This window comes from Roseobacter sp. HKCCA0434 (assembly GCF_032464675.1).
GTDB lineage: Bacteria > Pseudomonadota > Alphaproteobacteria > Rhodobacterales > Rhodobacteraceae > Pontivivens.
The window spans coordinates 36,699-61,732 of sequence record NZ_JAWDKL010000021.1; the positions used below are offsets into that span (position 1 = coordinate 36,699).

The 25,034-nt window shown below is 66.6% G+C and carries 27 protein-coding genes; 21 read left to right on the forward strand and 6 right to left on the reverse strand.

The window, feature by feature from the left end; genetic code table 11:
* Positions 1-172 precede the first annotated feature (172 nt).
* Genes RX333_RS13095 through RX333_RS13125 form a run of 7 tightly spaced genes read left to right on the forward strand, consistent with a single transcriptional unit; the run spans position 173 to position 5,340 of the window.
* The gene (locus RX333_RS13095; RefSeq protein ID WP_316015395.1) at positions 173-1,501 is read left to right on the forward strand and encodes a replication-associated recombination protein A; all 1,329 of its coding nucleotides are present in this window, start codon (positions 173-175) and stop codon (positions 1,499-1,501) included.
* 36 nt (positions 1,502-1,537) lie between these two features.
* Positions 1,538-2,017 (forward strand): BLUF domain-containing protein, encoded by a 480-nt coding sequence (locus RX333_RS13100; RefSeq protein WP_316015396.1) that lies wholly within the window; start codon positions 1,538-1,540, stop codon positions 2,015-2,017.
* Between the two features lie 60 nt (positions 2,018-2,077).
* Positions 2,078-2,452 (forward strand): fluoride efflux transporter CrcB, encoded by a 375-nt coding sequence (gene crcB, locus RX333_RS13105; RefSeq protein ID WP_316015397.1) that lies wholly within the window; start codon positions 2,078-2,080, stop codon positions 2,450-2,452.
* The gene (locus tag RX333_RS13110; RefSeq protein ID WP_316015398.1) at positions 2,449-3,489 is read left to right on the forward strand and encodes an RluA family pseudouridine synthase; all 1,041 of its coding nucleotides are present in this window, start codon (positions 2,449-2,451) and stop codon (positions 3,487-3,489) included. The genes crcB and RX333_RS13110 overlap by 4 nt, the downstream gene beginning before the upstream one ends.
* Positions 3,486-4,145: an HAD-IA family hydrolase gene (locus RX333_RS13115; protein WP_316015399.1), complete on the forward strand. Its 660-nt coding sequence runs from the start codon at positions 3,486-3,488 to the stop codon at positions 4,143-4,145. Before RX333_RS13110 ends, RX333_RS13115 begins: the two co-directional genes overlap by 4 nt.
* Positions 4,142-4,861 carry an ATP12 family chaperone protein gene (locus RX333_RS13120; RefSeq protein ID WP_316015400.1) on the forward strand — a complete coding sequence of 240 codons (720 nt, stop codon included), beginning with the start codon at positions 4,142-4,144 and terminating at the stop codon, positions 4,859-4,861. Before RX333_RS13115 ends, RX333_RS13120 begins: the two co-directional genes overlap by 4 nt.
* On the forward strand, positions 4,858-5,340 hold the full coding sequence (locus RX333_RS13125) for a PaaI family thioesterase (RefSeq protein WP_316015401.1): 483 nt from the start codon (positions 4,858-4,860) through the stop codon (positions 5,338-5,340). Before RX333_RS13120 ends, RX333_RS13125 begins: the two co-directional genes overlap by 4 nt.
* 5 nt (positions 5,341-5,345) lie before the next feature.
* Here the strand turns inward: RX333_RS13125 and modA are convergent, their stop codons facing one another.
* Positions 5,346-6,080, reverse strand: coding sequence for a molybdate ABC transporter substrate-binding protein (modA, locus tag RX333_RS13130; protein WP_316015402.1), 735 nt, complete (start codon positions 6,078-6,080; stop codon positions 5,346-5,348).
* Between the two features lie 433 nt (positions 6,081-6,513).
* On the opposite strand from modA, the gene RX333_RS13135 reads away from it, so the two are divergent.
* The 12 genes from RX333_RS13135 (at position 6,514) to RX333_RS13190 (ending at position 17,174) form a co-directional block, all read left to right on the forward strand.
* Positions 6,514-7,530 (forward strand): amino acid ABC transporter substrate-binding protein, encoded by a 1,017-nt coding sequence (locus tag RX333_RS13135; RefSeq protein WP_316015403.1) that lies wholly within the window; start codon positions 6,514-6,516, stop codon positions 7,528-7,530.
* A gap of 148 nt (positions 7,531-7,678) precedes the next feature.
* Complete coding sequence (locus tag RX333_RS13140; protein ID WP_316015404.1) at positions 7,679-8,899, forward strand: ABC transporter permease subunit; 1,221 nt, start codon at positions 7,679-7,681, stop codon at positions 8,897-8,899.
* Between the two features lies 1 nt (position 8,900).
* Positions 8,901-10,214, forward strand: coding sequence for an amino acid ABC transporter permease (locus RX333_RS13145; protein ID WP_316015405.1), 1,314 nt, complete (start codon positions 8,901-8,903; stop codon positions 10,212-10,214).
* A 13-nt stretch (positions 10,215-10,227) separates the two neighbouring features.
* Entirely contained in the window at positions 10,228-11,007 is a 780-nt protein-coding gene (locus RX333_RS13150) for an amino acid ABC transporter ATP-binding protein (RefSeq protein ID WP_410056079.1), read from the forward strand.
* Positions 11,008-11,161: 154 nt separating this feature from the next.
* Positions 11,162-13,396, forward strand: a complete 2,235-nt coding sequence (gene mbhE, locus RX333_RS13155; RefSeq protein ID WP_316015406.1) for a hydrogen gas-evolving membrane-bound hydrogenase subunit E — start codon at positions 11,162-11,164, stop codon at positions 13,394-13,396.
* Entirely contained in the window at positions 13,393-13,842 is a 450-nt protein-coding gene (locus tag RX333_RS13160) for an MnhB domain-containing protein (protein WP_316015407.1), read from the forward strand. The genes mbhE and RX333_RS13160 overlap by 4 nt, the downstream gene beginning before the upstream one ends.
* Positions 13,842-14,204, forward strand: a complete 363-nt coding sequence (locus RX333_RS13165) for a Na+/H+ antiporter subunit C (RefSeq protein ID WP_316015408.1) — start codon at positions 13,842-13,844, stop codon at positions 14,202-14,204. Before RX333_RS13160 ends, RX333_RS13165 begins: the two co-directional genes overlap by 1 nt.
* Entirely contained in the window at positions 14,201-15,685 is a 1,485-nt protein-coding gene (locus RX333_RS13170) for a Na+/H+ antiporter subunit D (protein ID WP_316015409.1), read from the forward strand. Before RX333_RS13165 ends, RX333_RS13170 begins: the two co-directional genes overlap by 4 nt.
* A complete protein-coding gene (locus tag RX333_RS13175) occupies positions 15,682-16,020 on the forward strand; it encodes a Na+/H+ antiporter subunit E (protein WP_316015410.1) in 339 nt (112 codons plus the stop codon). The genes RX333_RS13170 and RX333_RS13175 overlap by 4 nt, the downstream gene beginning before the upstream one ends.
* Positions 16,017-16,322: a monovalent cation/H+ antiporter complex subunit F gene (locus RX333_RS13180; RefSeq protein WP_316015411.1), complete on the forward strand. Its 306-nt coding sequence runs from the start codon at positions 16,017-16,019 to the stop codon at positions 16,320-16,322. The genes RX333_RS13175 and RX333_RS13180 overlap by 4 nt, the downstream gene beginning before the upstream one ends.
* The gene (gene mnhG, locus RX333_RS13185) at positions 16,322-16,675 is read left to right on the forward strand and encodes a monovalent cation/H(+) antiporter subunit G (RefSeq protein WP_316015412.1); all 354 of its coding nucleotides are present in this window, start codon (positions 16,322-16,324) and stop codon (positions 16,673-16,675) included. Before RX333_RS13180 ends, mnhG begins: the two co-directional genes overlap by 1 nt.
* 196 nt (positions 16,676-16,871) lie before the next feature.
* Positions 16,872-17,174 carry a DUF6280 family protein gene (locus RX333_RS13190; RefSeq protein WP_316015413.1) on the forward strand — a complete coding sequence of 101 codons (303 nt, stop codon included), beginning with the start codon at positions 16,872-16,874 and terminating at the stop codon, positions 17,172-17,174.
* 78 nt (positions 17,175-17,252) lie between these two features.
* On the opposite strand, the gene dctP is transcribed toward RX333_RS13190, so the two are convergent.
* The 3 genes from dctP to lepA all read right to left on the reverse strand — a co-directional run bounded on the left by dctP (position 17,253) and on the right by lepA (position 21,872).
* The gene (dctP, locus tag RX333_RS13195) at positions 17,253-18,260 is read right to left on the reverse strand and encodes a TRAP transporter substrate-binding protein DctP (RefSeq protein ID WP_316015414.1); all 1,008 of its coding nucleotides are present in this window, start codon (positions 18,258-18,260) and stop codon (positions 17,253-17,255) included.
* Between the two features lie 549 nt (positions 18,261-18,809).
* On the reverse strand, positions 18,810-20,072 hold the full coding sequence (locus RX333_RS13200; RefSeq protein ID WP_316015415.1) for a hypothetical protein: 1,263 nt from the start codon (positions 20,070-20,072) through the stop codon (positions 18,810-18,812).
* On the reverse strand, positions 20,073-21,872 hold the full coding sequence (lepA, locus tag RX333_RS13205) for a translation elongation factor 4 (RefSeq protein ID WP_316015416.1): 1,800 nt from the start codon (positions 21,870-21,872) through the stop codon (positions 20,073-20,075). It abuts the gene before it with no gap.
* A gap of 92 nt (positions 21,873-21,964) precedes the next feature.
* On the opposite strand from lepA, the gene RX333_RS13210 reads away from it, so the two are divergent.
* Positions 21,965-22,633, forward strand: coding sequence for a Sir2 family NAD-dependent protein deacetylase (locus RX333_RS13210; RefSeq protein WP_316015417.1), 669 nt, complete (start codon positions 21,965-21,967; stop codon positions 22,631-22,633).
* A 91-nt stretch (positions 22,634-22,724) separates the two neighbouring features.
* Here RX333_RS13210 and rpmB read toward each other — a convergent pair whose 3' ends face one another.
* A complete protein-coding gene (rpmB, locus tag RX333_RS13215; RefSeq protein WP_316015418.1) occupies positions 22,725-23,012 on the reverse strand; it encodes a 50S ribosomal protein L28 in 288 nt (95 codons plus the stop codon).
* Between the two features lie 141 nt (positions 23,013-23,153).
* Positions 23,154-24,143, reverse strand: coding sequence for a methylmalonyl Co-A mutase-associated GTPase MeaB (meaB, locus tag RX333_RS13220; protein WP_410056080.1), 990 nt, complete (start codon positions 24,141-24,143; stop codon positions 23,154-23,156).
* A gap of 138 nt (positions 24,144-24,281) precedes the next feature.
* Between meaB and RX333_RS13225 the strand changes: the two genes are divergently transcribed.
* Complete coding sequence (locus tag RX333_RS13225; RefSeq protein WP_316015420.1) at positions 24,282-24,989, forward strand: hypothetical protein; 708 nt, start codon at positions 24,282-24,284, stop codon at positions 24,987-24,989.
* Positions 24,990-25,034: the final 45 nt, after the last annotated feature.

The window sequence follows — 25,034 nt, forward strand, 5'->3', positions numbered from 1 at the left end:
TTTCGGCGCGGTCCGGGAATGTCGGCCGGGACGGGTGCAGCGATCTGGGGCGCGACGTTCTCCGCGCGTCGGCGCGGCTCGGCCCAACGGGAGGGAGGGGCGTGAGCCCCGAGCGACGGGCAGGAGTGTTCCGGGTCTGTACGCGGTGCCCTGTGCCGACTATTTGATGGGCATGGCCGATCTTTTCGACACCGAACCCCGATCCGATGCGTCCGAGCGCCCCGCGCCGCTGGCCGACCGGTTGCGGCCACAGAGCCTCGGCGAGGTCATCGGGCAGGAGCATGTGCTGGGCGACGACGCGCCGCTCGGCGCGATGCTGGCGGCGGGGCAGCTCGGCTCCGTCATCTTCTGGGGGCCGCCGGGGGTGGGCAAGACCACCATCGCGCGGCTGCTGGCGGATGTGACCGACCTCGCCTTCGTGCAGATCAGCGCGATCTTCACCGGCGTGCCGGAACTGCGCAAGATCTTCGAGGCGGCGAAGCTGCGGCGGCGCAACGGGGGTGGGACGCTGCTGTTCGTCGACGAGATCCACCGTTTCAACAAGGCGCAGCAGGACGGGTTCCTGCCGCATATGGAGGACGGGACCATCGTGCTGGTGGGCGCGACCACCGAGAACCCGTCTTTCGAGCTGAACTCGGCGCTGTTGAGCCGGGCGCAGGTCATCACGCTCAAGCGGCTGGACCTCGTGGCGCTGGAGAAGATGCTGCAACGGGTGGAAAAGGCCGAAGGGGCATTGCCGCTCGACGGAGAGGCGCGCGAGGCGCTAACCGAGATGGCCGACGGGGACGGGCGGGCGCTGCTCAATCTGGCCGAGCAGGTGCTGGGCTGGCGGCTCGACGCGCCGATCGGGCGCAAGGCGCTGTCGGAGCGGCTGATGCGGCGGGCGAGCCAGTACGACAAGTCGGGCGATCAGCATTACAACCTGATCTCGGCCCTGCACAAATCGGTGCGCGGGTCGGACCCGGACGCGGCGCTCTACTGGCTGGCGCGGATGCTGAAGGGGGGCGAGGACCCGCGCTACCTCGCGCGGCGGATCACGCGGATGGCGGTGGAGGATATCGGGCTGGCCGATCCCGGCGCGCAGCGGCTGTGCCTCGACGCCTGGCAGACCTATGAGCGGCTGGGGAGCCCCGAGGGCGAGCTGGCGCTGGCGCAGGCGGTGGTCTACCTGGCGCTCGCGCCGAAATCGAATGCAGCTTACGTCGGCTACAAGGCGGCGATGCGGGCGGCGAAGGAGCACGGCTCGGACGCGCCGCCCAAGCACATCCTGAACGCCCCCACCCGTCTGATGAAGGAGGAGGGTTATGGCGCGGGCTATGCCTATGACCATGACGCGGAGGACGGGTTCTCGGGTCAGGACTACTTCCCCGACTCCATGAAGCGCGGGGTCTACTACGTGCCGGTGGAGCGCGGGCAGGAGCGGGAATTGAAGAAGCGGGTCGAGTATTTCGCCAAGCTGCGCGCCGCGCGGCGCGAAACTGGCGCTGACACGAAAAATTGAGTGGCGAAACGAGATTGGTGGTCTAGATCCTTCCGCATGCTGGAATCCGGTCCCGAAAAAATCTACAGTCTCGCCTATCGCTCCTTCGCCCGCCCGCCCTGGGTTGGGCCGGACGTGCTGGACGAGATCGCCGCCGAGGCGGCCGAGCACAACGCGCGCCACGGCATCACCGGCATCCTGCTGGTGCATGACGGGATGTTCGTGCAGATCCTCGAAGGCGGGGCGGCGGACGTGACCTCGCTGGTCGCGCGGATCGCGGCGGACCGGCGCAACGAGCGGCTGGAGGTGCTGTGGCACGGCCATGTCGAGCAACGGACCTTCCCGGATTGGGCGATGGGGTGCTTCCGGCTCGACCGGGAGGATCCGCTGAGCCGCTACGCGGTGCGCATCCTCGACGGGGTGGGGCAGTCGGCCCGCTGGATGGAGGCGGCGTACCGGGACCTCGCTACCTTCTACATGGTGAACAAGGGGCTGGGCTTGTCGCCGCGGTTCAACCAGCCGACGGCGACCGCCTGACCTTGCCCTCCCGCCGCATCGGGGCGTAGAAGGCGCCATGAGCGGACGGGATTTCGAGACATGATCTGGGCGGTGCCCCTGGGCGGCGCGATCGGCGCGTCGCTGCGCTACCTCGCGGGCCGGGCGGCGATCCGGGCGGGCGTGTCCGATTTCGCGAGTGCCACGCTGGCGGTGAACGTCGCGGGCTCGCTGCTGATCGGGCTGGTCGCGGTGTGGCTGGTGCGGCGCGGTGCGGGCGACGCGCGGCTGTCGCTGTTCCTGACGACGGGCGTGCTGGGCGGGTTCACGACCTTCTCGACCTTCTCGCTCGACACCATGCGGCTGATCGAGGGGGGGCGCTTCGGGACGGCCGGGCTCTACGTCATCGGGTCGGTCGGGCTGGGGCTTCTGGCGGTGTTCGCCGGGGCGGCATTGGGGCGGAGTATCTGGCCATGAGCGGTGTGGACAACGTGACGCTGGATGCGGAGGCGGAGGGCCAGCGGCTCGACCGGTGGTTCCGCAAGACCTATCCGCAGGTGACGCAGGGCCGGATCGAGAAGATGTGCCGCAAGGGCGAGATCCGGGTCGATGGCGGCCGGGTGAAGCCCAACACGCGGCTGGAGGCGGGGCAGGTGCTGCGCGTGCCGCCCTTGCCCTCGGCGCCGGCCCCGTCGGTGAACCGGGTCGAGATCTCGGAGGCGGATGCGCGGATGATGCGCGACGCGGTGATGTGGAAGGACGATCATCTGATCGTGCTGAACAAGCCCGCGGGCCTCGCCGTGCAGGGCGGGTCGGGTCAGGTGCGCCATGTCGACGGGCTGTCGGAGGCGATCCGCTTCGATGCGGATGCGCCGCCGCGGCTGGTGCACCGGCTGGATCGCGACACCTCGGGCGTGCTGGTGATGGCGCGCACGGGGCGGGCGGCGGCGGCGCTGGCCAAGGCGTTCCAGTCGCGGCGGACGCGCAAGATCTACTGGGCGGTGGTGCCAGGGATGCCGAGCCCGCGTGTCGGCACGATCCGCTACGGGCTGGTCAAGGCGCCGGGTCATGGGCCGCACGGCGCGGGCGAGAAGATGATCGCGGTGCACCCCGATGCGGTCGACGCGACCGAGGGCGCGAAGCGGGCGGTGAGCGACTACATGGTGATCGAGAGTGCGGCCAAGCGCGCGACCTGGGTGGCGTTGAGCCCGATCACGGGGCGCACGCACCAGCTACGCGCGCATATGGCCGAGATCGGGCATCCGATCGTGGGCGACGGGAAATACGGCACCAACAGCCAGACCAACGAGGGCGACGGCTGGGGCGCGCAGCTGGGCGGCGATGTCAGCCGCAAGCTGCATTTGCACGCGCGGTCCTTGCAGATCGCGCATCCCGAGGACGGGCGGGTGCTCGACTTCACCGCGCCGCTGCCGGGGCACATGGCGCGGACCTGGGAGATCTTCGGCTGGGAGGCCAAGGGCCAGCCGCTCGACCCGTTCGCGGAACTGGAATGAAGCTCGCCATCTTCGACATGGACGGCACGCTGATCGATTCGCAGGCGATGATCGTCGACGCGATGGGGCGGGCCTTCGCCGCCGAGGGGCTGGACGCGCCCGAGGCGGCGGCGGTGCGCGGCATCATCGGAATGAGCCTGCCACAGGCCATCGACCGGCTGCTGCCGCGCGGGGCGGGGCCGGAGGTGCTGGACGCGCTGGTCGAGGGCTATCGCCGGGAATTCGTGGCCCTGCGCGCCGAGCGGGGCGAGGGGGCGACGCCGCTCTATCCGGGTGCGCGCGCGGCGCTGGACCGGCTGGAAGGCGCGGGCTGGACGCTGGGGATCGCGACGGGCAAGTCGATGCGCGGCGTGCGGCACGCCGTGGCCGCGCACGGGCTGGAGGGCCGGTTCGCCACGATCCAGACGGCGGACGGGCATCCGTCGAAGCCGCATCCGAGCATGATCGAGACGGCGCTGGCCGAAACGGGCGCGCCGCGCGCCGTGATGATCGGTGACACCACGTTCGACATCGAGATGGCGGTGGCGGCAGGCGTGCCGGGGATCGGCGTGGACTGGGGCTATCACCCCGTTCAGGCATTGGCCGCCGCCGGGGCCACGCGGATCGTCGCCAGCTTCGACGCGCTGGTCGCGGGATTGACTGAGGAGATCGCATGAGCGGGTGGCAGGCGAAACGCTTCTGGAAACAGGCCGCGGCGGTGGAGAGCGAAGGCGGCTTCGCCATCGAGCTCGACGGGCGGCCGGTGCGCACCCCGGCCAAGGCCGCGCTGGTGGTGCCGACGCGGACGCTCGCTGACGGAATCGCGGCGGAGTGGCAGGCGCAGGACGACCAGATCCGGCCCGAGACCATGCCGCTGACGCGGGCCGCGAACTCCGCGCTCGACAAGGTGGTGCCGCATCGCGCGGCGGTGGTGGAGATGCTGGCCGAGTATGGCGACACGGACCTGCTGTGCTATCGCGCCGACGGGCCCGAGAGCCTGGTGGCCGAGCAGGAGGCGCGCTGGGACCCGTGGCTCGACTGGTCCGAGGAGGTGCTGCGCGCGCCGCTGACCCGCGTGATCGGCGTGATCCCGCAGCCGCAGCCCGCCGCCTCGCTCGCCGCGCTGCGGGCGCGGGTCGAGGGGGAGGGGCCGTTCGCGCTCGCCTCGCTGCATGATTTCGTGACGCTGACCGGCAGCCTGGTGCTGGGCCTCGCGATGCGGGCGCGCGCGCTCGACGCGACGGAAGCCTTGGCGATCAGCGAGCTGGATGCACTGTGGCAGGAACGGCTGTGGGGCACCGATGCCGAGGCGGCGGAGCTGCGCGCGAAGAAGGGCGCGCAACTGGCCGAGGCGGCGCGGTTCCTCGATCTGGCAGAGGGGAAAGAGACATGAGCCTGTTCGTCGACCGCGTCGAGGATCTGCCGGGGCGCGAGACCATCGCGTCGATGAGCGGGCTGGAGTTCATCACCGCCATCGCGGAGGGCCGCCTGCCCGCGCCGCCGATCGCGCGCACGCTCGATTACGGTATGGAGAGCGTCGAGGAGGGGCGGGTTGTGTTTCGCGGCAGGCCGTCCTTCGAAGTGATGAACCCGATCGGCACGGTGCATGGCGGCTGGTTCGGCACGCTGCTCGACAGCTGCATGGCCTGCGCGGTTCAGACCTGCCTGCCGAAGGGGCAGGGCTACACCACGCTCGAATACAAGGTGAACGTGATCCGGCCGCTCTTTGCCAATTCCGGCGAGGTGCGCGCGATCGGGCAGGTCAGCCATGTCGGGCGCCGCACCGGCATCGCCGAAGGGCGGATCGAGGGGGTGGAGGACGGCAAGCTCTACGCCACCGGCTCCACGACCTGCATGGTGTTCGACCTCTGACCCGTTCAGTCGGGCGGGGGCAGGAAGCCGAACTCCGCCAGGATGGCCTGCGCCGCATCGCCTGACAGGAAGGTCGCGATGCGGGCGCCCTCGGGGGTGAGGGGCAGCGCGACATAGTCGATGGACGGGTGGGTGTCGGCGGGGATGGCGCGGGCGTGCAGCCCCGGCACGGCCTGCGCATCGGTGGCATAGACGATCCCGGCGGCGACGTCGCCGCGCGCGGTCCAGGCGAGCGCGTCGCGCACGTTGCGTGCGTAGAGCAGGCGGCCTGCGAGGCTGTCCCAGGCGTCGATGGCTTCGAGATGGGCGCGGGCATAGCGGCCCGCGGGGACCGAGGCGGGATCGGCGATGGCGATGCGGCCCGAGGGCGGGGCGTCGCCTTCGGGCAGCGGGTCGAGGCTGGCCCAGACGAGGCGGTTGCGCGCCACGACGCGCGGGGCGTCGCCGATGTCGCGCGCGCGCAGCCACTCCACCCAGTCGGCATTCGCGCTGAGGAACAGGTCGCCCCGCGCGCCCTGGTCGATCTGCCGGGCGAGCGTGCCGCTGCCGGCGAGGACGAGGGTCAGCTCGTCCTGCGGATGGGCCGCCTCGTAGGCCTCCGCCAGGGGGACGAGCACGTCCGTCAGGGAGGCGGCGGCGAAAATTCGGAGCGATTCGCAACGGGCCGGAAGGGCGGCGAAGAGCGTCAGGAGGGCCAGGATCGCGGCGCGCGCGGCGCGTGGAAGGCTCGAAGACAACATTTTTTGGTCCGTGCGACAGGTCGGTTCACCACCGACGATCCCCGCTCTCGCCGTCGGCTGCAAGCTCGGCGCGCGATATAGGTCAGCACAAATGACGTTTCTGTGAAGGGGCGGTGAGCCGGGCGACCCGGTCCGCGCCGATCCCGCGAGGCAGGGCGATGGTCGGGCGGTGGCGATGCCGCAGCCGCGGCGATCGGACACGCATAAGGCGAGCGCGCAATTATATACCCCGACCAAATCCGATGAATCGGGGTCGTTACGTCAAAATTGCTGACATATCCCATCACGGGGCGCGATGGCCTTGACGACACGGCGCACGACTGTCCAAACTTTGCCCCGGTCCCTCGCACGGGGGCTGAGAAAGAACGAAACCGGTCGAACCGACCGGTGCCGCAGGCTTTTGTCCGCGGTTTACCCAGGGAAGAGGTATTCAATGAAAAAATCCGTATTCTTCGGCGCGCTGGCAGCCGCAGGTCTGGTGGCGGGTGCCGCATCCGCCCAGACGCTCGCGGAAGTTCAGGACCGCGGAACGCTGCGTTGCGGCGTGACCACGGGCCTCGTCGGCTTCGCTGCTCCGAACGAGAACGGTGAGTGGGAAGGCTTCGACGTCGCGGTCTGCCGCGCGGTCGCGGCCGCCGTGCTCGGCGATGGCGACGCCGTCGAGTTCATCCCGACCACCGGCTCCACCCGCTTCACCGCTCTGGCCTCCGGCGAGATCGACATGCTGGCCCGGAACACCACCTGGACCTTCAGCCGCGACGTCGACCTCGAGTTCGAATTCGTCGGCGTCAACTACTATGACGGTCAGGGCTTCATGGTCCGCGAGGACCTCGGCGTGACCTCCGCGACCGAGCTCGACGGCGCAACCGTCTGCATCCAGACCGGCACCACGACCGAGCTGAACCTCGCCGACTTCTTCCGCGCCAACGACATGAGCTACGAGCCCGTGCCGATCGAGACCAACGCGGAAGCCCAGCAGCAGTACCTGGCCAATGCCTGCGACGTGTACACCACGGACGCATCCGGCCTGGCCGCGACCCGTGCCTCCTTCGAGGATGCGGATGCGCACATGCTGCTGCCCGAGATCATCTCGAAGGAGCCGCTCGGCCCGCTCGTGCGTCACGGCGACAACGCCTGGGGCGACGTGGTGCGCTGGACGCTCAACGCGCTGATCGCGGCGGAAGAGTACGGCGTCTCCCAGGAGAACCTGGAAGAGATGCTGGCCGGCACCGACAACCCGGAGATCAACCGTCTGCTGGGCACCGAGGGTGACCTCGGCGCGATGCTCGGCCTCGAGGCCGACTGGGCCGCGAACGCCATCGGCGTCGCCGGCAACTACGGCGAGATCTTCGACGCCAACATCGGTGAGAGCACCGATATCGGCCTGTCCCGCGGGCTGAACGCCCAGTGGACCGACGGTGGCCTGCTCTACGCACCGCCGTTCCGTTGATCTGACCAAACAGGCGAAGGGCGCGCATCGGGCGCGCCCTTCGACCATCCGGGGGAAACCCGCGGACCTGCGGCACCAGATCGCGGGCCAAGGCACCACCAACGTATGCCCGGCGTAAGCGGGCCTCACCAGGGAAGAGGGGCGGGCAATGACCGCGTTAACCGATCATCAGCAGGACGAGGGATTCCGCCTCAGCCAGCTGATCTACGATACCCGGTATCGTTCAATCACAATCCAGACGATCGCGCTGATCCTCGTGCTCATGGGCATCGGGTTCCTGATCAGCAACGCCGTCACCAACCTGGCCCGCGCGGGACAGGATTTCGATTTCGGCTTCCTCGGCAACACCGCGGGCTACGATATCGGCCAGCGGCTGATCCCCTATGACAGCCAGGACACGCACCTGCGCGCGAGCATCGTGGGCCTGCTCAACACGCTGCTGGTCGCGGTGCTGGGCTGCATCGCCTGCACGATCATCGGCGTCGTCATGGGCGTGCTGCGCCTGTCGCCGAACTGGATCGTGCGCAACCTCGCCGCGGTCTATGTCGAGGGCTTCCGCAACGTGCCGGTCCTGCTGTGGATCATCCTGATCATGGCGGTGCTGACCGAGACCACGCCTGCGCCGCGCGCGTTCCGGGGCGACGATCCGGCCTCCTCGATGCTGCTGTGGGATTCGGTGGCGATCACCAACCGGGGCATCTACATCCCCTCGCTCGTCTTCGGCGACGGAGCCTGGACGGTGGTGGCCGTGTTCGTCCTGTCGATCCTCGCCATCATCGGCCTGCGGATCTGGTCGCGTCAGCGGCAGATGCGCACCGGCCAGATCTTCCCGATGCTGTGGGTCGGCCTCGCGCTGTTCTTCATCCCGGCGCTGCTCGCCTTCTTCGCGCTGGGCAGCCCGATCGGGTTGGAGAAGCCGGAGCTTGCGGGCTTCAACTTCTCGGGCGGGTTGCAGATGCGCTCGACCTTCGCGGCCCTGTGGATCGCGCTGTCGCTCTATACCGGGGCCTTCGTGGCCGAGAACGTGCGCGCGGGCATCCTGGCCGTCAGCAAGGGCCAGACCGAGGCCGCGGCCTCGCTGGGGCTGCGTCCGAACCGGATCATGAATCTCGTGGTCCTGCCGCAGGCGCTGCGCGTGATCGTGCCGCCGATGATCTCCAACTACCTCAACCTGACCAAGAACTCGTCGCTGGCCATCGCCATCGGCTATCAGGATCTGGTCGGGACGCTGGGCAACATCACCCGCAACCAGACCGGGCGGGAGATGGAGTGCGTGCTTCTGCTCATGCTGATCTACGTGACGCTGTCGCTGATCATCTCGGGCATCGGCAACCTCTACAACCGCAGCGTCACGCTGAAGGAGCGTTGAGATGAGCGATACGCATTCCCAGATCATCCCCTTCGTGCGCGAGAACCAGATTCCGCCCGCCCCGCCACCCGCGGGCCAGACCGGCCTGATGCTGTGGCTGCGGGAGAACATGTTCTCCTCCGTGCTCAACACCATCCTGTCGGTGCTGTCGATCATCGCGATCATCTTCCTGATCTACGAGATCGGGCCGTGGTTCCTGCACGCGGTGTGGAACGCCGACAGCGTGTCGGAATGTCGCGAGATCATCCGCGCGGCTTACGGCGAGGACGCGCATGGCGCCTGCTTCGCCGTCCTCAAGGAGCGCTGGCGGCAGCTGCTGTTCGGGTTCTACCCGCGCACGGAATACTGGCGGCCGGTGCTGGCCTTCGTTTTGCTGTTCGTGGCGCTGGCGCCGATCCTGTTCGAGAAGGCTCCGCGGGCGCTGTTCGTCTTCACCGGGCTGTTCCCGTTCCTGGCCTACTGGCTGATCTGGGGCGGCTCGATCTGGGGACCGGTCGTGGCGCTGCTCGGCTTCGTCGTCGCGGGGCTGGTGTTCCGCTACGTGGCCCGCTTCGGCGCGCCGCTGGCGATGGGCGTGGCGATCCTGGTCATCGCGATCTGGATGCTGTTCATCCTCGGCCCGCTGGCCGGTGAGCTGTCGGGCCTCGCGCAGCTGGAGCTGGAGGAGGTGCAGTCGCGCAATATCGGCGGCTTCCTGCTGACGGTGATCCTGGGCGTGACCGGCATCAGCTTCTCGCTGCCGCTGGGCGTGCTGCTGGCGCTGGGGCGCCGGTCGGACCTGTTCATCATCAAGTCGCTGAGCGTGATCTTCATCGAGTTCATCCGCGGCGTGCCGCTGATCACCTTGCTGTTCACGGCAAACGTGCTGCTGGCCTACTTCCTGCCGCCGGGCACGACCTTCGACCTGATCCTGCGGGTGGTCATCATGATCACGCTGTTCGCCTCGGCCTATATCGCCGAGGTGATCCGGGGGGGCCTCGCCGCCCTGCCGCGCGGGCAGTACGAGGCGGCGGACAGCCTGGGCCTCGACTACTGGCAGGCGATGCGCCTGATCATCATGCCGCAGGCGCTGAAGATCTCGATCCCCGGCATCGTCAACGTGTTCATCGGGCTCTACAAGGATACCACGCTGGTGGTCATCATCTCGATGTACGACATGCTGGGCCTGACCAACGCGATCCGTGCGGACAGCGACTGGAACGGCCTGATCTGGGAGCTCTACGGCTTCATCGCGCTGCTGTTCTTCATGAGCTGCTTCGCGATGTCCCAATATTCGCAACATCTCGAGCGCAAGCTGCGCACCGACCATCGTTAAGGAGGCCGTTCACATGGCAATGGCAGAGACCAACACCAGCGGCATGAACGTGAGCGACGAGGTCGCCATCTCCATCCGCGACATGAACAAGTGGTACGGGGATTTCCACGTGCTGCGCGACATCGACCTGACGGTGAACCGGGGCGAGCGGATCGTGATCTGCGGGCCCTCGGGCTCGGGCAAGTCGACGCTGATCCGCTGCATCAACGCGCTGGAGGAACACCAGCAGGGCGAGATCATCGTGGACGGGACGCTCCTGTCGTCGGACCTGAAGAACATCGACAAGATCCGGTCCGAGGTCGGGATGTGCTTCCAGCACTTCAACCTGTTCCCGCACCTGACGATCATGGAGAACTGCACGCTGGCGCCGATCTGGGTTCGCAAGATGCCCAAGAAGGAAGCCGAAGAGATCGCGATGCACTACCTGACCAAGGTGAAGATCCCCGAGCAGGCCAACAAGTATCCCGGCCAGCTGTCGGGCGGTCAGCAGCAGCGGGTCGCCATCGCGCGCAGCCTGTGCATGCAGCCGCGCATCATGCTGTTCGACGAGCCGACCTCGGCACTCGATCCCGAGATGATCAAGGAGGTGCTCGACACGATGGTCAGCCTCGCCGAGGACGGGATGACCATGCTGTGCGTGACGCACGAGATGGGCTTCGCCCGGCAGGTCGCGAACCGCGTGATCTTCATGGACCAGGGCCAGATCGTGGAGCAGAACGAGCCGGAGGAGTTCTTCAACAACCCCAAATCCGAGCGGACGCAGCTGTTCCTGAGCCAGATCCTCGGCCACTGAGCCTGCGGACCTGCGACAAAAGGGGGCGTCGGAGCGATCCGGCGCCCTTTTTCGTGCCTGATGGCTGCGATTCCGCGCCGGCCGGGGTGGAGCGGCGCGCGGCATGTCGCTATATGACCTAGCAAATCCACGAATGACGAACGGGAAATCACGCGTGCGCGAGGACAAGACCTATCAGGCCGGGTTCTGGCGGCTGATCCCGGCTGCGGTGCAGTTGCTGCTGTTCGGCTGGTTCTGCACCTTCCTGCCCTCAATCACCGGCGGCGACACGGCCGAGGTCGCGTGGGACTGGGTCCCGGCGCTCGGCATCGAGGCGGCGTTCCGGGTCGATGCGCTGTCGCTGCTGTTCGCAATGCTGATTACCGGGATCGGGGCGATCTGCTTTGCCTATGCGGCGGAGTATTTCCGGGCCGACCGGCGGCTGAAACGTCTCCTGACGCTGATGAGCCTGTTCGCGCTGTCCATGCTGGGTCTGGTGCTGGCGGACGATGCGATCACGCTCTTCGTGGCGTGGGAATGCACGACGATCACCTCCTTCCTGCTGGTCGGCTTCGATCATCAGAAGGTCGATGCGCGGCACAAGGCGCAGCAGGCGTTGCTGGTGACGGGGATCGGTGGGCTCGCGCTGATGGCGGGGCTGATCGTCATGGGACAGGTGGCGGGCACGTTCCGGCTGAGCGAGATGGCGGAGGCGGGCGGCTTCATCGGGCATCCGCTTTACCTCTTGATGATGGGGCTGGTGCTGATCGGGTGCTTCACCAAGTCGGCGCAGTTTCCGTTCCATTTCTGGCTGCCCGGCGCGATGGCGGCCCCGACGCCGGTGTCGGCCTATCTGCATTCGGCGACGATGGTGAAGGCGGGCGTCTACCTGATCGCACGCATGACGCCGATGCTGGGCGGCACCGAGGTCTGGACCTGGGTGCTGACGCTGACGGGGGCCGTAACGATGGTGCTGGCGAGTTTCTGGGCGCTGCGGCAGACGGACCTGAAGCTGATGCTGGCCTGGACCACGCTGATGGGGCTGGGAGCGCTGGTCATGGGGCTGGGCGGCGGCAGCTATTACGCAGTCGGGGGCGCGCTGAGCTTCATCGTGGTGCACGCGCTTTACAAGGCGGCGCTGTTCCTCGCGGTCGGGCTGCTCGACAAAGGGGCGGGCAGTCGGGAGGTGGACGCGCTGGGCGGGCTGCGGCGCGCGATGCCGATCAGCTTTGCCGTGACGGCGCTGGCGGCGGCGAGCATGGCGGGGCTGCCGCCCTTCGTCGGCTTCATCGGCAAGGAGATGATTTACGAGGGCGCGCTGAACGCCCCGACCGAGGAGATCTTCGTCGCGACCGTGGCGGTGCTGGCCAATGCGCTGATGGTCGCGGCGGCGCTGATGGTCGCGGTGCGCCCCTTCTTCGGGGCGCGCAAGGCGGTGAAGGAGGCGCCGGCCGATCCCTCGCCCTGGATGTGGGGCGGGCCCGCGATCCTCGCCGTGCTGGGCTTCGTGCTGGGGCTGGTGCCCGGCCTGCTGGGCGCGCTGGTGACGCCGATGATCGAGACGGTGCGCGCGGCGGAAGGCGCGCCGTCCTTCGCGCTGTGGCACGGCATCAACGGGGCGCTGTTCCTGTCGCTGCTGACCTTCGGGCTGGGCGCGGTGCTCTACTGGGGGCTCGACGCGCTGCGCAGCTCGCTGGCCGAGGAGGAGAAGCGCGTGCCCGACAGCGCCGCCGTCTATGACGTGCTGCTGGATGCCATGCGGTCGAGTGCGGCCTGGGTGGCGCGGACCGTGCAGGACGGGCGGATGATGAGCTATCTGCGCGTGACCTTCGCGACGCTGGCGCTGATGGTCTGGGCCGCCATCTTCGTGGGCTCGGGGGCGGTGGCGACCATCGACCCGGCGATCCCGTTGCTGCATTGGGGGCTGGTGGGGATCGTCGTCGCCTGCACGATCACCATCATCTTCACCGGCTCGCGGCTGGTCGCGATCACCGCGCTGGGTGGCATCGGCTCGGCAATCGCCGTGATCTTCGTGCTCTATTCCGCGATCGACGTGGCGATGACGCAGCTGCTGACCGAGATCCTGATGGTCGTCTTCGTCTCGGTCGCCTTCATGAAGCTGCCCCGCGCGGGCACCGGCGCGCTGCGCATCGGGGATGCGATCGTGGCGGGCGTGCTGGGGCTGGGCGTGACCTTCGCGCTGCTGGCCGTGCTGGGACAGGGGCTGGAGCGGGACGTGACGCAGTTCTACGAGCAGGCCGCCTATGCGGAGGCGGCGGGGCGCAACATCGTCAACGTGATCCTCGTCGATTTCCGCGCGCTCGACACGCTGGGCGAGGTGGCGGTGGTCGTGATCGCCGGGATCGCGGCGCTGGCGGCGCTGCGCGCGGGCAAGGAGGTGAGGAAATGAACTCCCTGATCCTGCGCACGGGGACCAAGGCGCTGGTCCCGGTCTTCCTCATCGTGGCGGTGCTGACGCTATGGCGCGGACATAACGATCCGGGCGGCGGCTTCATCGGCGGGCTGATCGCGGCGATCTGCTTCGCGCTCATCGAAAAGGCCTTCGGCGTCGAGGAGGCGCGGCGGCAGCTGCGCGTGCCGCCGATGGTGCTGGCGGGCATCGGTCTGCTGTTCGCCATCGCGGGCGGGGTCTGGGGTCTGATCGCGAACGGCGTATTCCTCAGCGGCGTGTGGCCGTTCTACGCGCCCATCGATGGGTCGTGGCAGGGGCTGGCCGTCGGCTCGATCCTGCTGTTCGACACGGGCGTCTTCCTCGTGGTGGTCGGTGTGGTGAGCGCGATCCTGTTCGCGCTGGAAGAGGCTGGTATCCCGGAAAACCGCGAGGAGGATAGCTGATGGAGAGCATCGTCGCCGTTCTCGCGGGCGTGCTGGTGGCCGCGGGCGCCTACCTCATGCTGTCGGGCAATCTGGTGCGCTACATCCTGGGGCTGTCGATGCTGTCGAATGCCGCCAACCTCGTGATCTTCGCCGCCGGGCGAATGACGAAGGCCAACCCGCCGCTGACGGGCTATGGCGAGAAGGCCCCGCTGGAGGGGGCGGCGAACGCGCTGCCGCAGGCGCTGATCCTGACGGCTATCGTCATCGGGTTCGGGCTGTTCTGCTTTGCCCTGACGCTGGCCTACCGGGCGTTCTACGCGATGGGGACGGCGCGCATGGACGCGATGCGCGTGGCCGAGCCGGTGGAGCGGGCGGAATGATCCTGATCCTGCCGATTCTGATCCCGCTGTTCGGTGCGGCGATCCTCCTGGTGCTGCGCGGCCTTCCCAACGTGGTGCGCTGGGGCGGGGTGATCCTGTCCGCGGCGCTGCTGGCCGCCTCCGTCTGGCTGCTGGTGGAGGTGCTGGAGGGCGGCCCGGTCGCCACCCAGATCGGCGGGTGGGAGGCGCCGTTCGGGATCACGCTGGTCGCGGACCTCTTGTCGGCGGCGATGGTGCTGATCACCGGGATCGTGGCGCTGGCGGTCAGTATCTACGCCTTTGCCGAGATCGACGACAGCGAGGGGTGGAACGGCCACCACGCGCTGGTGCAGGCGCTGCTGGCGGGCGTGTGCGGGGCGTTCCTGACCGGCGACATCTTCAACCTCTATGTCTGGTTCGAGGTGATGCTGATCGCCTCCTTCGGCCTGCTGGTCGTGAACGGCACGCGCAAGTCGGCGGATGGCGCGGTGAAATATGTCGGCCTGAACCTGATCGCCACGCTGGCGCTCTTGTCGGGGATCGGGCTGCTCTACGGGGTGGCGGGCACGCTCAACATGGCGGACCTCGCCTTGCGGCTCGACGGGCGGCAGGAGGAGGTCGCGGTGCTGGTCAGCGCGATGATGCTGCTGTTCGCCTTCGGGGCGAAGGCCGCGATGTTCCCGGTCTTCAACTGGCTGCCGGCGAGCTATCACACGCCGTCGGTGACGACCTCGGCGCTGTTTTCGGCCCTGCTGACCAAGGTGGGGGTCTATGCGCTGATCCGGGTGTTCACGCTGATCTACGATCTTGAGGAGCCGCTGATCCGGCAGGTGCTGCTGTGGGGCGCGGTCGCGACGATGGTGGTGGGCGTGCTGGGAGCGGCGGCGCAGAACCATTTCCGCCGCATCCTCGGCTTCCACATCATCAGCCAGATCGGCTACATGGTTCTGGGCTTGGCGATGGCGACGCCCGCAGCGCTGGTCGGTGCGATCTTCTACCTGTTCCACCACATCATCGTGAAGGCCAACCTGTTCTTCGTGGCGGGGGCGGCGCGGCGGCTGACCGGGTCGGAGGAGTTGAAGGAGATCGGCGGGCTCTACGCCGCGCGGCCCCTGCTGGCGGTGCTGTTCCTCGTCCCGGCGCTGAGCCTCGCGGGCATCCCGCCGCTCTCGGGCTTCTGGGCGAAGTTCATCATCGTCGCGGCGACGCTGGATGCGGAGGCCTGGCTCCTGACCTTCGCCGCGCTCGCGGTCGGGCTGCTGACGCTCTATTCCATGTCGAAGATCTGGCTGGAGGCGTTCTGGAAACCGCATCCCGACGGGCCGGATGCCGTGGTGGGCCGGGTGCCGCTGGCGATGCTGGTGCCGATCGCGGGGCTGGCGGCGCTGACGGTGTTCATCGGCCTGGGGGCAGGGATCTTCATGGACGCGGCGCTGGTCGCGGCGGGGCAGATCCTCGACCCCGCGGGCTATATCGAGGCGGTGCTGGGAGAGGCGCGATGAGAGTTCTGCTCAAGCCGATCTGGCTGATCGGGCTGATCGGCTATTTCCTCTACGACCTGTGGCGCTCCTCGATCGAGGTGGCGTGGGACGTGCTGACGCCGACCGATCGTTCGCGGCCCAAGATGATCCTGCTGCCGCTCGACGCGAAGACGGATGCGGAGATCATGGCGACGGCCAACCTGATCTCCCTGACGCCGGGGACGCTGACCATCGACGTGAGCGAGGATCGGAAGTTCCTGCTGATCCACGCCATGTTCGGCGCGATCGACGCGGAGGCGACCAAGGCGGGGCTGAAGCGGGGAACGGAACGCCGGGTGCTGAGGGTGCTGCGATGATCGTGCTGGGATTGAGCCTGTCGGGCCCGTTGGGCTGGGCGCTGATGATCGGGGCGGCGATGATGTCGCTGGCCGGGTTGCTGATCGTCTGGCGGCTGCTGACCGGCCCATCGCTGAGCGACCGGGTCGTGGCGCTCGACGCGCTGTCGCTGCTGCTGGTGGCGTTCCTGGTGCTCTTCACGCTGGCGAGCCGGGTGGGCGCCTATCTCGACGCGGCGATCGTGCTGTCGCTGGTCGCGTTCCTGGGCACCGTGGCCTTCGCCCGGTTCATCGAGCGGACGGTGGTAGAGGACGAGCAATGATGGAGTGGATCGCCGCCGCCTTCGTCCTGATGGGATCGGCCTTCACGCTGATCGCGGCCATCGGGCTGGTGAAGATGAAGGATGTCTACACGCGGATGCATGCGGCGACCAAGACGGGGACGCTGGGGCTGGGGCTGATCTGCCTCGCCGCACTGCTGCTGGCGCCGAGCTGGACCGCGCGGATCGAGGTCGTGCTGATCTTCGTCTTCATGCTGGTCACGGCCCCCATCGGCGCGCACCTGATCGGGCGTGCGGCGTTTCGCGCGGGCGTCCCCTTCGCCGAGCGGACCCGGTTCGAGGAAGGGTGCGGCGATTTCGGCCGTCTGCCGCATGTTCACGAGATCGAAGAATGACTTGAAACCGGGGCGAAGGCGCATATTTCCAAGCGGATCGGGTGAACGGGCCGTGACGTGACGGCATGTTTACCGACCACCGTTCACATGCGTTGATTGCAATGCAGCAATGCCCTAAACGGGGCTTCTGTGAATTATTTGCGAACCTATATTCCGCACGTTCGATACGCGGTTAGTGAGAAGAGACGGGGCAAGGATGTTCGACGATTTCGACGGGCAGGCATGGTCCAATGACCAGGGAAGCCGGGCGCAGAAGCTGTTTGCGGCCGTGGTTCTGGCGGCGCTGGACGACGCCATCGCCGATGACAAGAAATACGGCAACGGGCCGGACGTGATCGCCCGCTGGGCGCGGTCGCGCGACGGGCGCGAGGTGCTGATGTGCGCGGGCATCGACCCGACCGAGCGCTGCGTGCAGGGGCTGATGGAATTCGTGAAGAAGGGGGTCCGCACCTCCGTCGCGCTGAGCCGCGAGGAAAGCGAGCGCCGCGCCGCGGCCTGATCCCTTTCGGAGCGATCCGATGCATGAGGCCGCCCTTCGAGGCGGCCTTTCGCGTTTTCAGGCGGCAGATACCGGGCTTCAGCGGTCGACCATCTCGCGCGCACGCTCGCCTGCGAAGGTCGCGGCCCCGATCTGGTCGAAGCCGATGGCGCCGCCGAACTCGAACCAGGTGGACTGCATCGCCAAGCGCCAGTCGAAATACTGCTCGGGGTCGAGCGCGTCGATTTCGATGCCGTCGCGGCGGGCCTCCAGCTTGGCGATGTTGGCCAGCTCGAAGGCGAATCGGTTCCGTTCCTGCGTGACGATGTCGATCATCAGCTCCAGCTCGGTGCGCAGATCCGGGTCGAGGCCGTTCCAGAAGGCAGGATCGGTGACGACCATGTACTGCACCAGCCCGTGATTGCTGTCGAGGATCTGGTCGTGCCGGGTCGCGAGCCCGCGGGCGGAGATGTTGGTCCAGGTGGTGTTCTGCGCGTCCACCCGGCCGGTGGCGAGCGCGTCGGCGAGATCGGAGAGGGGCACCGTTTCGGTCTCCGCCCCCATCGCATCGAAATAGAACCGCTCGATCACCGCGTTCTCGGTACCGACGGTCAGGCCCTGCAGGTCCTCGGGGCTGCGGATGGGGGTGTCGGCGGACATGGCCTTCATGCCGTCGGTCCAGAAGGCGAGGCCGAGGAGGCCTTCGTCTTCGGCTTCGGTCAGGAGGCCGCGGCCGAGGTCGCTGTCCTGGTATTCGAGCACGACCGACAGGTCGCGGAACAGGAAGGGCAGGTCGAAGACGAGGAAACGGGCGGAGATGTCGCCGAGATTGCCCATCGCGGGGGCGGCCATGTTGTAGCGCCCCTCGGCCAGCCCCTCGACCACCGTGGCGTCGGAATAGCCGGGCGCCTCGGCCACGACGGTCATGCAGGCCTGCCCGTCGAGCGAGGAATTCACGAACTCCGCCAAGAGGTTAGCGGCCTCCCCCTTCGGATGGCCCATGGCGGGGGCGTCGTGGTGGAAGATCAGCTCCACCTCCCCGGCCTGGCAATTCGCATGGGCGGCGGTGGCCGCAAGCAGAGCGCAGGCGACAGCGGTCCTGAACATATTCCCTCCCGTTGAAATATTGTTTCGGGAAGGATGCCACGGAGAGTGACGTGGGGTAAAGGGGGTCTGGTGTGCGGCGGTATGCGGTGGGTTAACGCGCGAAACCGGGGGGCTGCGATGCGTATGGAAAGCGTATGGCACGCGTATGGCGACTGAATGGCTCGGGTATTGGGGTTAAGGTTTTTGTGGGTGCGCGATGGGGCGAGTATGCACAGGCGTGAAAAGCCGCACGTTGAGGTGGCATCGCCATCAAAACTCATCCGGATGGCCTACGCCTCCCGCCCGCCGGAATGGACATTGCAGCCGCTGCTATCAATAGTGACACGGATCGACCGGATTTCAAGAAAGGATGCGGATTCGGCGTCGCATGCGCTCAAAAAGAGGGGCGGTTAGTAGGAGTCAATCACGCATGCGGCGAGCGTCGTGTGAGATTAAATTCGCGTAGGTAATCTGACTATCTGATGCAATTTACGTACAAATTTTTTCGGTCAAAATTTCTCGAATAATCTACCAGTCTTTTATAAATCAATACGATGAGGAGGCTGTATTTTATTTATTGAAGGGAAATCTGGGCAGAAAGGGAAGGGCTTCCCTCATTTTTTCATAGTACTTTTGAATCAATCCCGGACTGGCAGTTTCAGCTAGCCCCAATATAGATGCAATAGATCCCGCTGTATTTACAGCAACTCCTGGATCAACAATTATAAATAGACTAGAGAATATTAAAAATCTGCCAATAAGTATAGCGCCAGTTTTTACCGCGTGCGATTTTCTCTTTTTAATTGTTTCGCGCTTTATTTCACTTTCTGCAAGTATTTCTTCGCCTTCAAGATCGGCAATTTCGTTTCCGATATCCCGGAGGATAATTGATATCTCAGGATCAAAGATCTTATTTCCATCTTTATCGACTGCCTGATCGATCTTGTCGGCAATCGATAAAAAATCGTGAGATGCGGGTAACTCAAATTTATTCGAAACCGTAAGGTCGTCAATCTCCTGAACTTTCAAGAGAGCTTCTCTATAGTAGAGTCGCATAAGCTCTTGATGATCGGAGACGAATCCATCAATCTCTATTCTATCGTAGTCGGGTAAGAGGGCAATGATATCTTCTTTAAGACTCGCGCGACCAATTATCGTCCCGAGGCGGTAAAGCTTCCGCGGATTTGGCCGTGTTTTTTCACACTCTCTTCTGTATTTTTCAATTGTTTCTGCTAGTCGTGCTGCGGAGCCGATATTGGTTTTTGACAAAGATTCGCAAATACTTTTTGCCTGATCTTCTAGGGACTCGGTTAGATCCTTTCGATCTTGCTCCATTTCAGCGATGGTACTTGGCTCGACATCCTTGCTAAAGGGAACTGCAATTACCTGCTGTGATTTGCTGTCGAACTTGAAGTCAGTCAGCGCTGCGCTGAGAGCGCTTTCCCCGAGATCCTTATTTGCCTCGGCAACATCAACGTTAAGGCCAGAAATATTTGATGTTTGCCCGAGTCGTTCCTGCTCTCGCAGAATGAAGTGATGGATGGCGTCGGAAATTTGTCGCCGTATCTGACTGTTTGGATATGTCCTGCTACGCTCATAGTTTCCGATAGTGGCTTGCGACACTCCAACCTTTTCAGCCCATTCTACCTGTGGACCGACTATTGATCGGATGGACCGAAAGAGCCCATGATCAAAGATATCACGATTGTCCAGATCGTCTTTAAGTGCACGTAAGTTTTCAATAGTGTTTAAAATTCGGCTCCGGCGCCATTTTTCGATCTCTTGAAAAATATCCGCTCCACGTTTGGACCAATCTGGTTGATATATTTCCATCTACCCATCCATCTTCAGCGCATTGATGAACGCCTCCTGCGGGATTTCCACCCGGCCGAATTGGCGCATCTTCTTCTTGCCCGCTTTCTGCTTGTCGAGCAACTTTCGCTTTCGGGTGGCGTCGCCGCCATAGCACTTCGCCGTCACGTCCTTGCGCAGGGCGGAGATCGTCTCGCGGGCGATGATGCGGCCGCCGATGGCCGCCTGGATCGGGATCTTGAACATGTGCTGGGGGATCAGCTCCTTGAGCTTTTCGCACAGCACACGGCCGCGCGCGTCGGCGCGGGTGCGGTGGACCATCATGGAGAGCGCGTCCACCGGCTCCTCGTTCACGAGCACCTGCATCTTGACGAGCTGGTCCTCCTGATAGCCGGTCATCTGGTAGTCGAAGCTGGCATAGCCCTTGGTCACGCTCTTCAGCCGGTCGTAGAAGTCGAACACCACCTCGTTGAGCGGCAGGTCGTAGACCACCATCGCGCGGGAGCCGGCATAGGTGAGGTCGAGCTGCACGCCACGCCGGTCCTGGCAGAGCTTGAGCACGTCGCCGAGATACTCGTCGGGCACCAGGATCGTCGCCTTGATCCGCGGCTCCTCCACCCGGTCGACCTTCACGGGGTCGGGCATGTCGGCGGGGTTGTGCAGCTCGATCATCGTGCCGTCGGTCAGGTAGACATGGTAGATGACGGACGGCGCGGTGGTGATGAGCTCGATATCGTACTCGCGCTCCAGCCGGTCGCGGATGACTTCGAGATGCAGCAGCCCGAGGAAGCCGCAGCGGAAGCCGAAGCCGAGGGCGGCGGAGGTCTCCATCTCCGACGAGAAGGAGGCGTCGTTGAGGCGCAGCTTGTCGATCGCGTCGCGCAGGTCCTCGAACTCCGCCGAATCGACGGGGAAGAGGCCGCAGAAGACGACGGGGACCGACGGGGCGAAGCCGGGGAGCATGTCCTCGGTGCCCTTCTTCTCGGTCGTGATGGTGTCGCCGACGGAGGTGTCGCGGACCTCCTTGATGGAGGCGGTGAGGAAGCCGATCTCGCCCGGCCCCAGATGGTCGACGGGCTGCATGCCGGGGCGGAAGACGCCGACGCGGTCGACGGGGTGGATCGAGCCGTTGGACATCATCTTGATGCGGTCGCCCTTCTTGAGCTTGCCGTCGACGATGCGCACCAGGACGACGACGCCGAGATAGGCGTCGTACCAGCTGTCGACCAGCATGGCCTTGAGCGGCGCGTCGGGGTTGCCCTCGGGGGCGGGCAGGCGGGTGACGATGGCCTCCAGCACGTCGGGAATGCCGAGGCCGGTCTTGGCCGAGATCATCACCGCCTCGCTCGCGTCGATGCCGATCACGTCCTCGATCTGCTCCTTCACGCGGTCGGGTTCGGCGGCGGGCAGGTCGATCTTGTTGAGGACGGGGACGATCTCGTGATCGGCGTCGATGGCCTGGTAGACGTTGGCGAGGGTCTGCGCCTCGACTCCCTGGCTCGCATCGACGACCAGCAGCGACCCCTCCACCGCGCGCATGGAGCGGCTGACCTCATAGGCGAAGTCGACATGGCCGGGCGTGTCGATGAGGTTGAGGACATAGGCCTCGCCGTCCTGGGCCACGTAGTCGATGCGCACGGTGTTGGCCTTGATGGTGATGCCGCGCTCGCGCTCGATATCCATCGCGTCGAGCAGTTGCTCCTTCATGTCGCGATCGGCCACGGTGTGGGTGGACTGGATCAGCCGGTCGGCCAGCGTCGACTTGCCATGGTCGATATGGGCGACGATGGAGAAGTTGCGGATGCGGGAAAGCTCGGTCATCTGGATACGCCTCGGGTGGGTGCTGGCGCATGACGTGCCAAGAAATGCGGGATTTGTCCATGCGGCTTGATGGAAACGGGAGGGGAGAGGCGATGCGGATCACGATCCTGACGGGGGCGGGAATCTCGGCGGAGAGCGGGCTGGGCACGTTCCGCGATGCGGGTGGTCTGTGGGAGCGCTACCCGATCGAGGAGGTGGCGACGCCCGAGGGCTTCGCCGCCGATCCGGGCAAGGTGCACGCGTTCTACGACATGCGCAGGCGCGATGCGGCGCGGGCGGAGCCGAACGTGGCGCACCGGGCGCTGGCGGAGCTGGCGGCGGCGCGCGACGTGGTGGTGGTGACGCAGAACGTGGACGACCTGCACGAGCGGGCGGGCGTGCAGGCGCTGCACATGCACGGCTCGCTGTTCGAGGCGGCCTGCACTGCCTGCGGGGCCACGGCGGAATGGCGGGGCGACATGGGGCTGGAGGCCCGCTGCCCCAGCTGCGGAGCGGCGGCGCTCAGGCCCGCGGTGGTCTGGTTCGGGGAGGTGCCGCGCCATCTCGACGCGATCGCCGACCGGCTGGCGGTGACGGACCTGTTCGTCGCGATCGGCACCAGCGGGCAGGTCTGGCCCGCGGCGGGGTTCGCTCAGGAGGCGGCGGCGCACGGGGCCGAGACGCTGGAGATCAGCCTGGAGCCGTCTGGCGGCACCTTCGACGAGGTGATCGTCGGCAAGGCGAGCGAGGCGGTGCCGGATTGGGTGCGCGCGCTGCTCTGACCCTCGGATTGGCCAAAAATACTCATTCCACGCGAAAACGCCCCGCGCGCGGGTGGCGGCGGGGCGTCGAATTCGTCGGATCGGGGAAGGATCAGGCGGTCGCCTGGGCCGCCTCGATCTCCTTCTTCACCTTGGCGGCGGCGGGCGACAGGGTGTCGGCCTTCGCCTTTGCCAGGAAGTTGTCGAGACCACCGCGGTGATCGACGCTGCGCATCGCGGCCGCGGAGACGCGGAACTTGAAGGACCGGCCCAGCGTGTCGGAGGTCAGCGTCACGTCGTTCAGATTCGGCAGGAACCGACGACGGGTCTTGTTGTTCGCGTGGCTGACATTGTTGCCGGTCAGCACGCCCTTTCCAGTCAACTCGCAACGACGAGACATGGTCGAGCCCCTTGTTTCCTTGGTCCGCGCGATCTGGCGGCGGACCCTTGCACCTTTGGATGGACGCCGCGCACACGAAAGGGCGGGCCGACGCCGTCAATCAATTTCGAGCCGCTTCCTTAGCCACGTCGCGGGAGGGCGTCAAGGGGTGTGGGACGCGGTGCCCAACAGCGCGTCGAGCGCGGTCTCCGCCGCCGCCTCGGCAGGCAGCGTGCCGCCCGCCACGCGCGCGCGCAGGTCGGGCATCAGGTCGGCGAGGCGCGGGTCGCGGGCGAGGCGGGCGTGCAGGCCGGCCTCGATCTCCCGCTCCAGCCAGGTGACGGCTTGCGCCGCACGGGTGCGGGCGAGCACGCCTTCGTCGCGACGCCAGTCGTAGAGGGCGGAGAGCGCGGTCCATGCCTCGGCGAGGCCCTGCGCGTCGAGCGCGGAGACGGGCAGCGCCTGCGGCCAGCCCTCGGGATCCTGATTGCGCTTGCGCAGGAGGCGCAGCGCCCCCGCATAGTCGGCCACGGTGCGGATGGCGGTGGCGCGCAGGTCGCCATCGGCCTTGTTCACGAGGATCAGGTCCGCGATCTCCATGATGCCGCGCTTGACGCCTTGTAACTCGTCCCCGCCGCCGGGGGCGAGCAGCAGGACGAAGAGGTCGGTCATGTCGGCGACCATCGTTTCGGACTGGCCGACGCCGACGGTCTCGACCAGCACGACGTCGTGGCCCGCCGCCTCGCAGAGCCGGATCGCCTCGCGCGTGCGGCGGGCGACGCCGCCGAGCTGGCTTTGCGAGGGGGAGGGGCGGATGAAGGCGCCAGGGTGGCGCGACAGGTGCTCCATCCGCGTCTTGTCGCCGAGGATCGAGCCGCCGGAGCGGGCGGAGGACGGATCGACCGCCAGCACGGCGACGCGGTGCCCGGCCTCGACCAGCATCAGGCCGAAGGATTCAATGAAGGTGGACTTGCCCACGCCGGGCGTGCCCGACAGCCCGATGCGCATGGCAGGACGGTCGGGCAGGGCGGTCAGCAACTCGCGCGCGGCCTGCCGGTCGGCGGGGCGGGACGATTCGATCAGGGTAATGGCGCGGGCGAGCATCCGGCGGTCGCCACGTGCCACCGCCTCGGCCATCGCGGGGATGTCGATCTCTCGCCTGGCCATGATGTGCCCCCTCGTCGTGCCGCCCGTCTCACGCACTGGTGATGGCGTCGTGTGTTCAACGGGCCGCGGGCCCTATTATCATCCGGGTGCGGAGATTAGCCGCGCGGGAACGGGAGTGTAAGGGTGCGTATCATCTGGATGGGAATGGTGGCGGCGCTGGTGGCGTCGCCGGTCTGGGCCGAGCGGATCAGCCACCGCTACGACATGAGCGTGGCGGGGATCCGGCTCGCCTCCGCCGCGATCGCGGGCGAGGTGACGCCCGAGGGCTACGCGCTCGCTGCGCGGGTCGAGGCGCGGGGGCTGGCGGGATTCTTCGCCGGCGATCTCGACGCGCAGGCGCGCGGGCGGCGGTCGGGCCAGGTGTTCACTCCCGCGCGGTTCGAGCAGGAGAGCGAGGAGCGCGACGGGCCGGAGCGGCTGGTGCTGGGCTATGTGCAAGGGGTGCCGGTCTCGGCCGATTACACGCCAGCCCGCGGGCCGGACGAGAAGCCGATCCCGCCGCTCGGCCGACAGGGCGGGACGGTGGATTACCTGACGGCGATCCTGACGCTGACCTTTCCCGGCACGCCCGAGGAGATCTGCGCGCGGCGCGTCGATGCGTTCACCTTCACCAAGCGCACGCGGATCGTGGGCGAGGGCGTGGTGATGCAGGGCGGCGTGCCGACCTGCCGGGTGAGCTACCGCGATGTGGACCCCGAGACGCTGGTGCCCGATGACGACGTGGACAGCTACACGCTGACGCTGCGGCCCTTGGGCGACGGGCGGCACGAGGTGGCGGAGATCAGCGGCCCGACCGAGTTCGGGCGCGCGCGGATCACCCGGACGGATTGAGTGTCGCGGGCTGAGTGGTGCGGCCTGAGTGTTGCGGGGCGCGGG

Coding starts and splice junctions, on each gene's coding strand:
- RX333_RS13145 (WP_316015405.1), top strand. CDS start 8,901: ATGAGCGATACGCATTCCCAGATCATCCCCTTCGTGCGCGAGAACCAG.
- RX333_RS13210 (WP_316015417.1), top strand. CDS start 21,965: ATGCGGATCACGATCCTGACGGGGGCGGGAATCTCGGCGGAGAGCGGG.
- RX333_RS13140 (WP_316015404.1), top strand. CDS start 7,679: ATGACCGCGTTAACCGATCATCAGCAGGACGAGGGATTCCGCCTCAGC.
- RX333_RS13150 (WP_410056079.1), top strand. CDS start 10,228: ATGGCAATGGCAGAGACCAACACCAGCGGCATGAACGTGAGCGACGAG.
- rpmB (WP_316015418.1), bottom strand. CDS start 23,012: ATGTCTCGTCGTTGCGAGTTGACTGGAAAGGGCGTGCTGACCGGCAAC.
- RX333_RS13200 (WP_316015415.1), bottom strand. CDS start 20,072: ATGGAAATATATCAACCAGATTGGTCCAAACGTGGAGCGGATATTTTT.
- RX333_RS13095 (WP_316015395.1), top strand. CDS start 173: ATGGCCGATCTTTTCGACACCGAACCCCGATCCGATGCGTCCGAGCGC.
- RX333_RS13165 (WP_316015408.1), top strand. CDS start 13,842: ATGGAGAGCATCGTCGCCGTTCTCGCGGGCGTGCTGGTGGCCGCGGGC.
- RX333_RS13110 (WP_316015398.1), top strand. CDS start 2,449: ATGAGCGGTGTGGACAACGTGACGCTGGATGCGGAGGCGGAGGGCCAG.
- RX333_RS13180 (WP_316015411.1), top strand. CDS start 16,017: ATGATCGTGCTGGGATTGAGCCTGTCGGGCCCGTTGGGCTGGGCGCTG.
- RX333_RS13115 (WP_316015399.1), top strand. CDS start 3,486: ATGAAGCTCGCCATCTTCGACATGGACGGCACGCTGATCGATTCGCAG.
- RX333_RS13160 (WP_316015407.1), top strand. CDS start 13,393: ATGAACTCCCTGATCCTGCGCACGGGGACCAAGGCGCTGGTCCCGGTC.
- RX333_RS13170 (WP_316015409.1), top strand. CDS start 14,201: ATGATCCTGATCCTGCCGATTCTGATCCCGCTGTTCGGTGCGGCGATC.
- RX333_RS13120 (WP_316015400.1), top strand. CDS start 4,142: ATGAGCGGGTGGCAGGCGAAACGCTTCTGGAAACAGGCCGCGGCGGTG.
- crcB (WP_316015397.1), top strand. CDS start 2,078: ATGATCTGGGCGGTGCCCCTGGGCGGCGCGATCGGCGCGTCGCTGCGC.
- RX333_RS13190 (WP_316015413.1), top strand. CDS start 16,872: ATGTTCGACGATTTCGACGGGCAGGCATGGTCCAATGACCAGGGAAGC.
- dctP (WP_316015414.1), bottom strand. CDS start 18,260: ATGTTCAGGACCGCTGTCGCCTGCGCTCTGCTTGCGGCCACCGCCGCC.
- RX333_RS13135 (WP_316015403.1), top strand. CDS start 6,514: ATGAAAAAATCCGTATTCTTCGGCGCGCTGGCAGCCGCAGGTCTGGTG.
- RX333_RS13125 (WP_316015401.1), top strand. CDS start 4,858: ATGAGCCTGTTCGTCGACCGCGTCGAGGATCTGCCGGGGCGCGAGACC.
- mnhG (WP_316015412.1), top strand. CDS start 16,322: ATGGAGTGGATCGCCGCCGCCTTCGTCCTGATGGGATCGGCCTTCACG.
- modA (WP_316015402.1), bottom strand. CDS start 6,080: ATGTTGTCTTCGAGCCTTCCACGCGCCGCGCGCGCCGCGATCCTGGCC.
- RX333_RS13175 (WP_316015410.1), top strand. CDS start 15,682: ATGAGAGTTCTGCTCAAGCCGATCTGGCTGATCGGGCTGATCGGCTAT.
- RX333_RS13100 (WP_316015396.1), top strand. CDS start 1,538: ATGCTGGAATCCGGTCCCGAAAAAATCTACAGTCTCGCCTATCGCTCC.
- lepA (WP_316015416.1), bottom strand. CDS start 21,872: ATGACCGAGCTTTCCCGCATCCGCAACTTCTCCATCGTCGCCCATATC.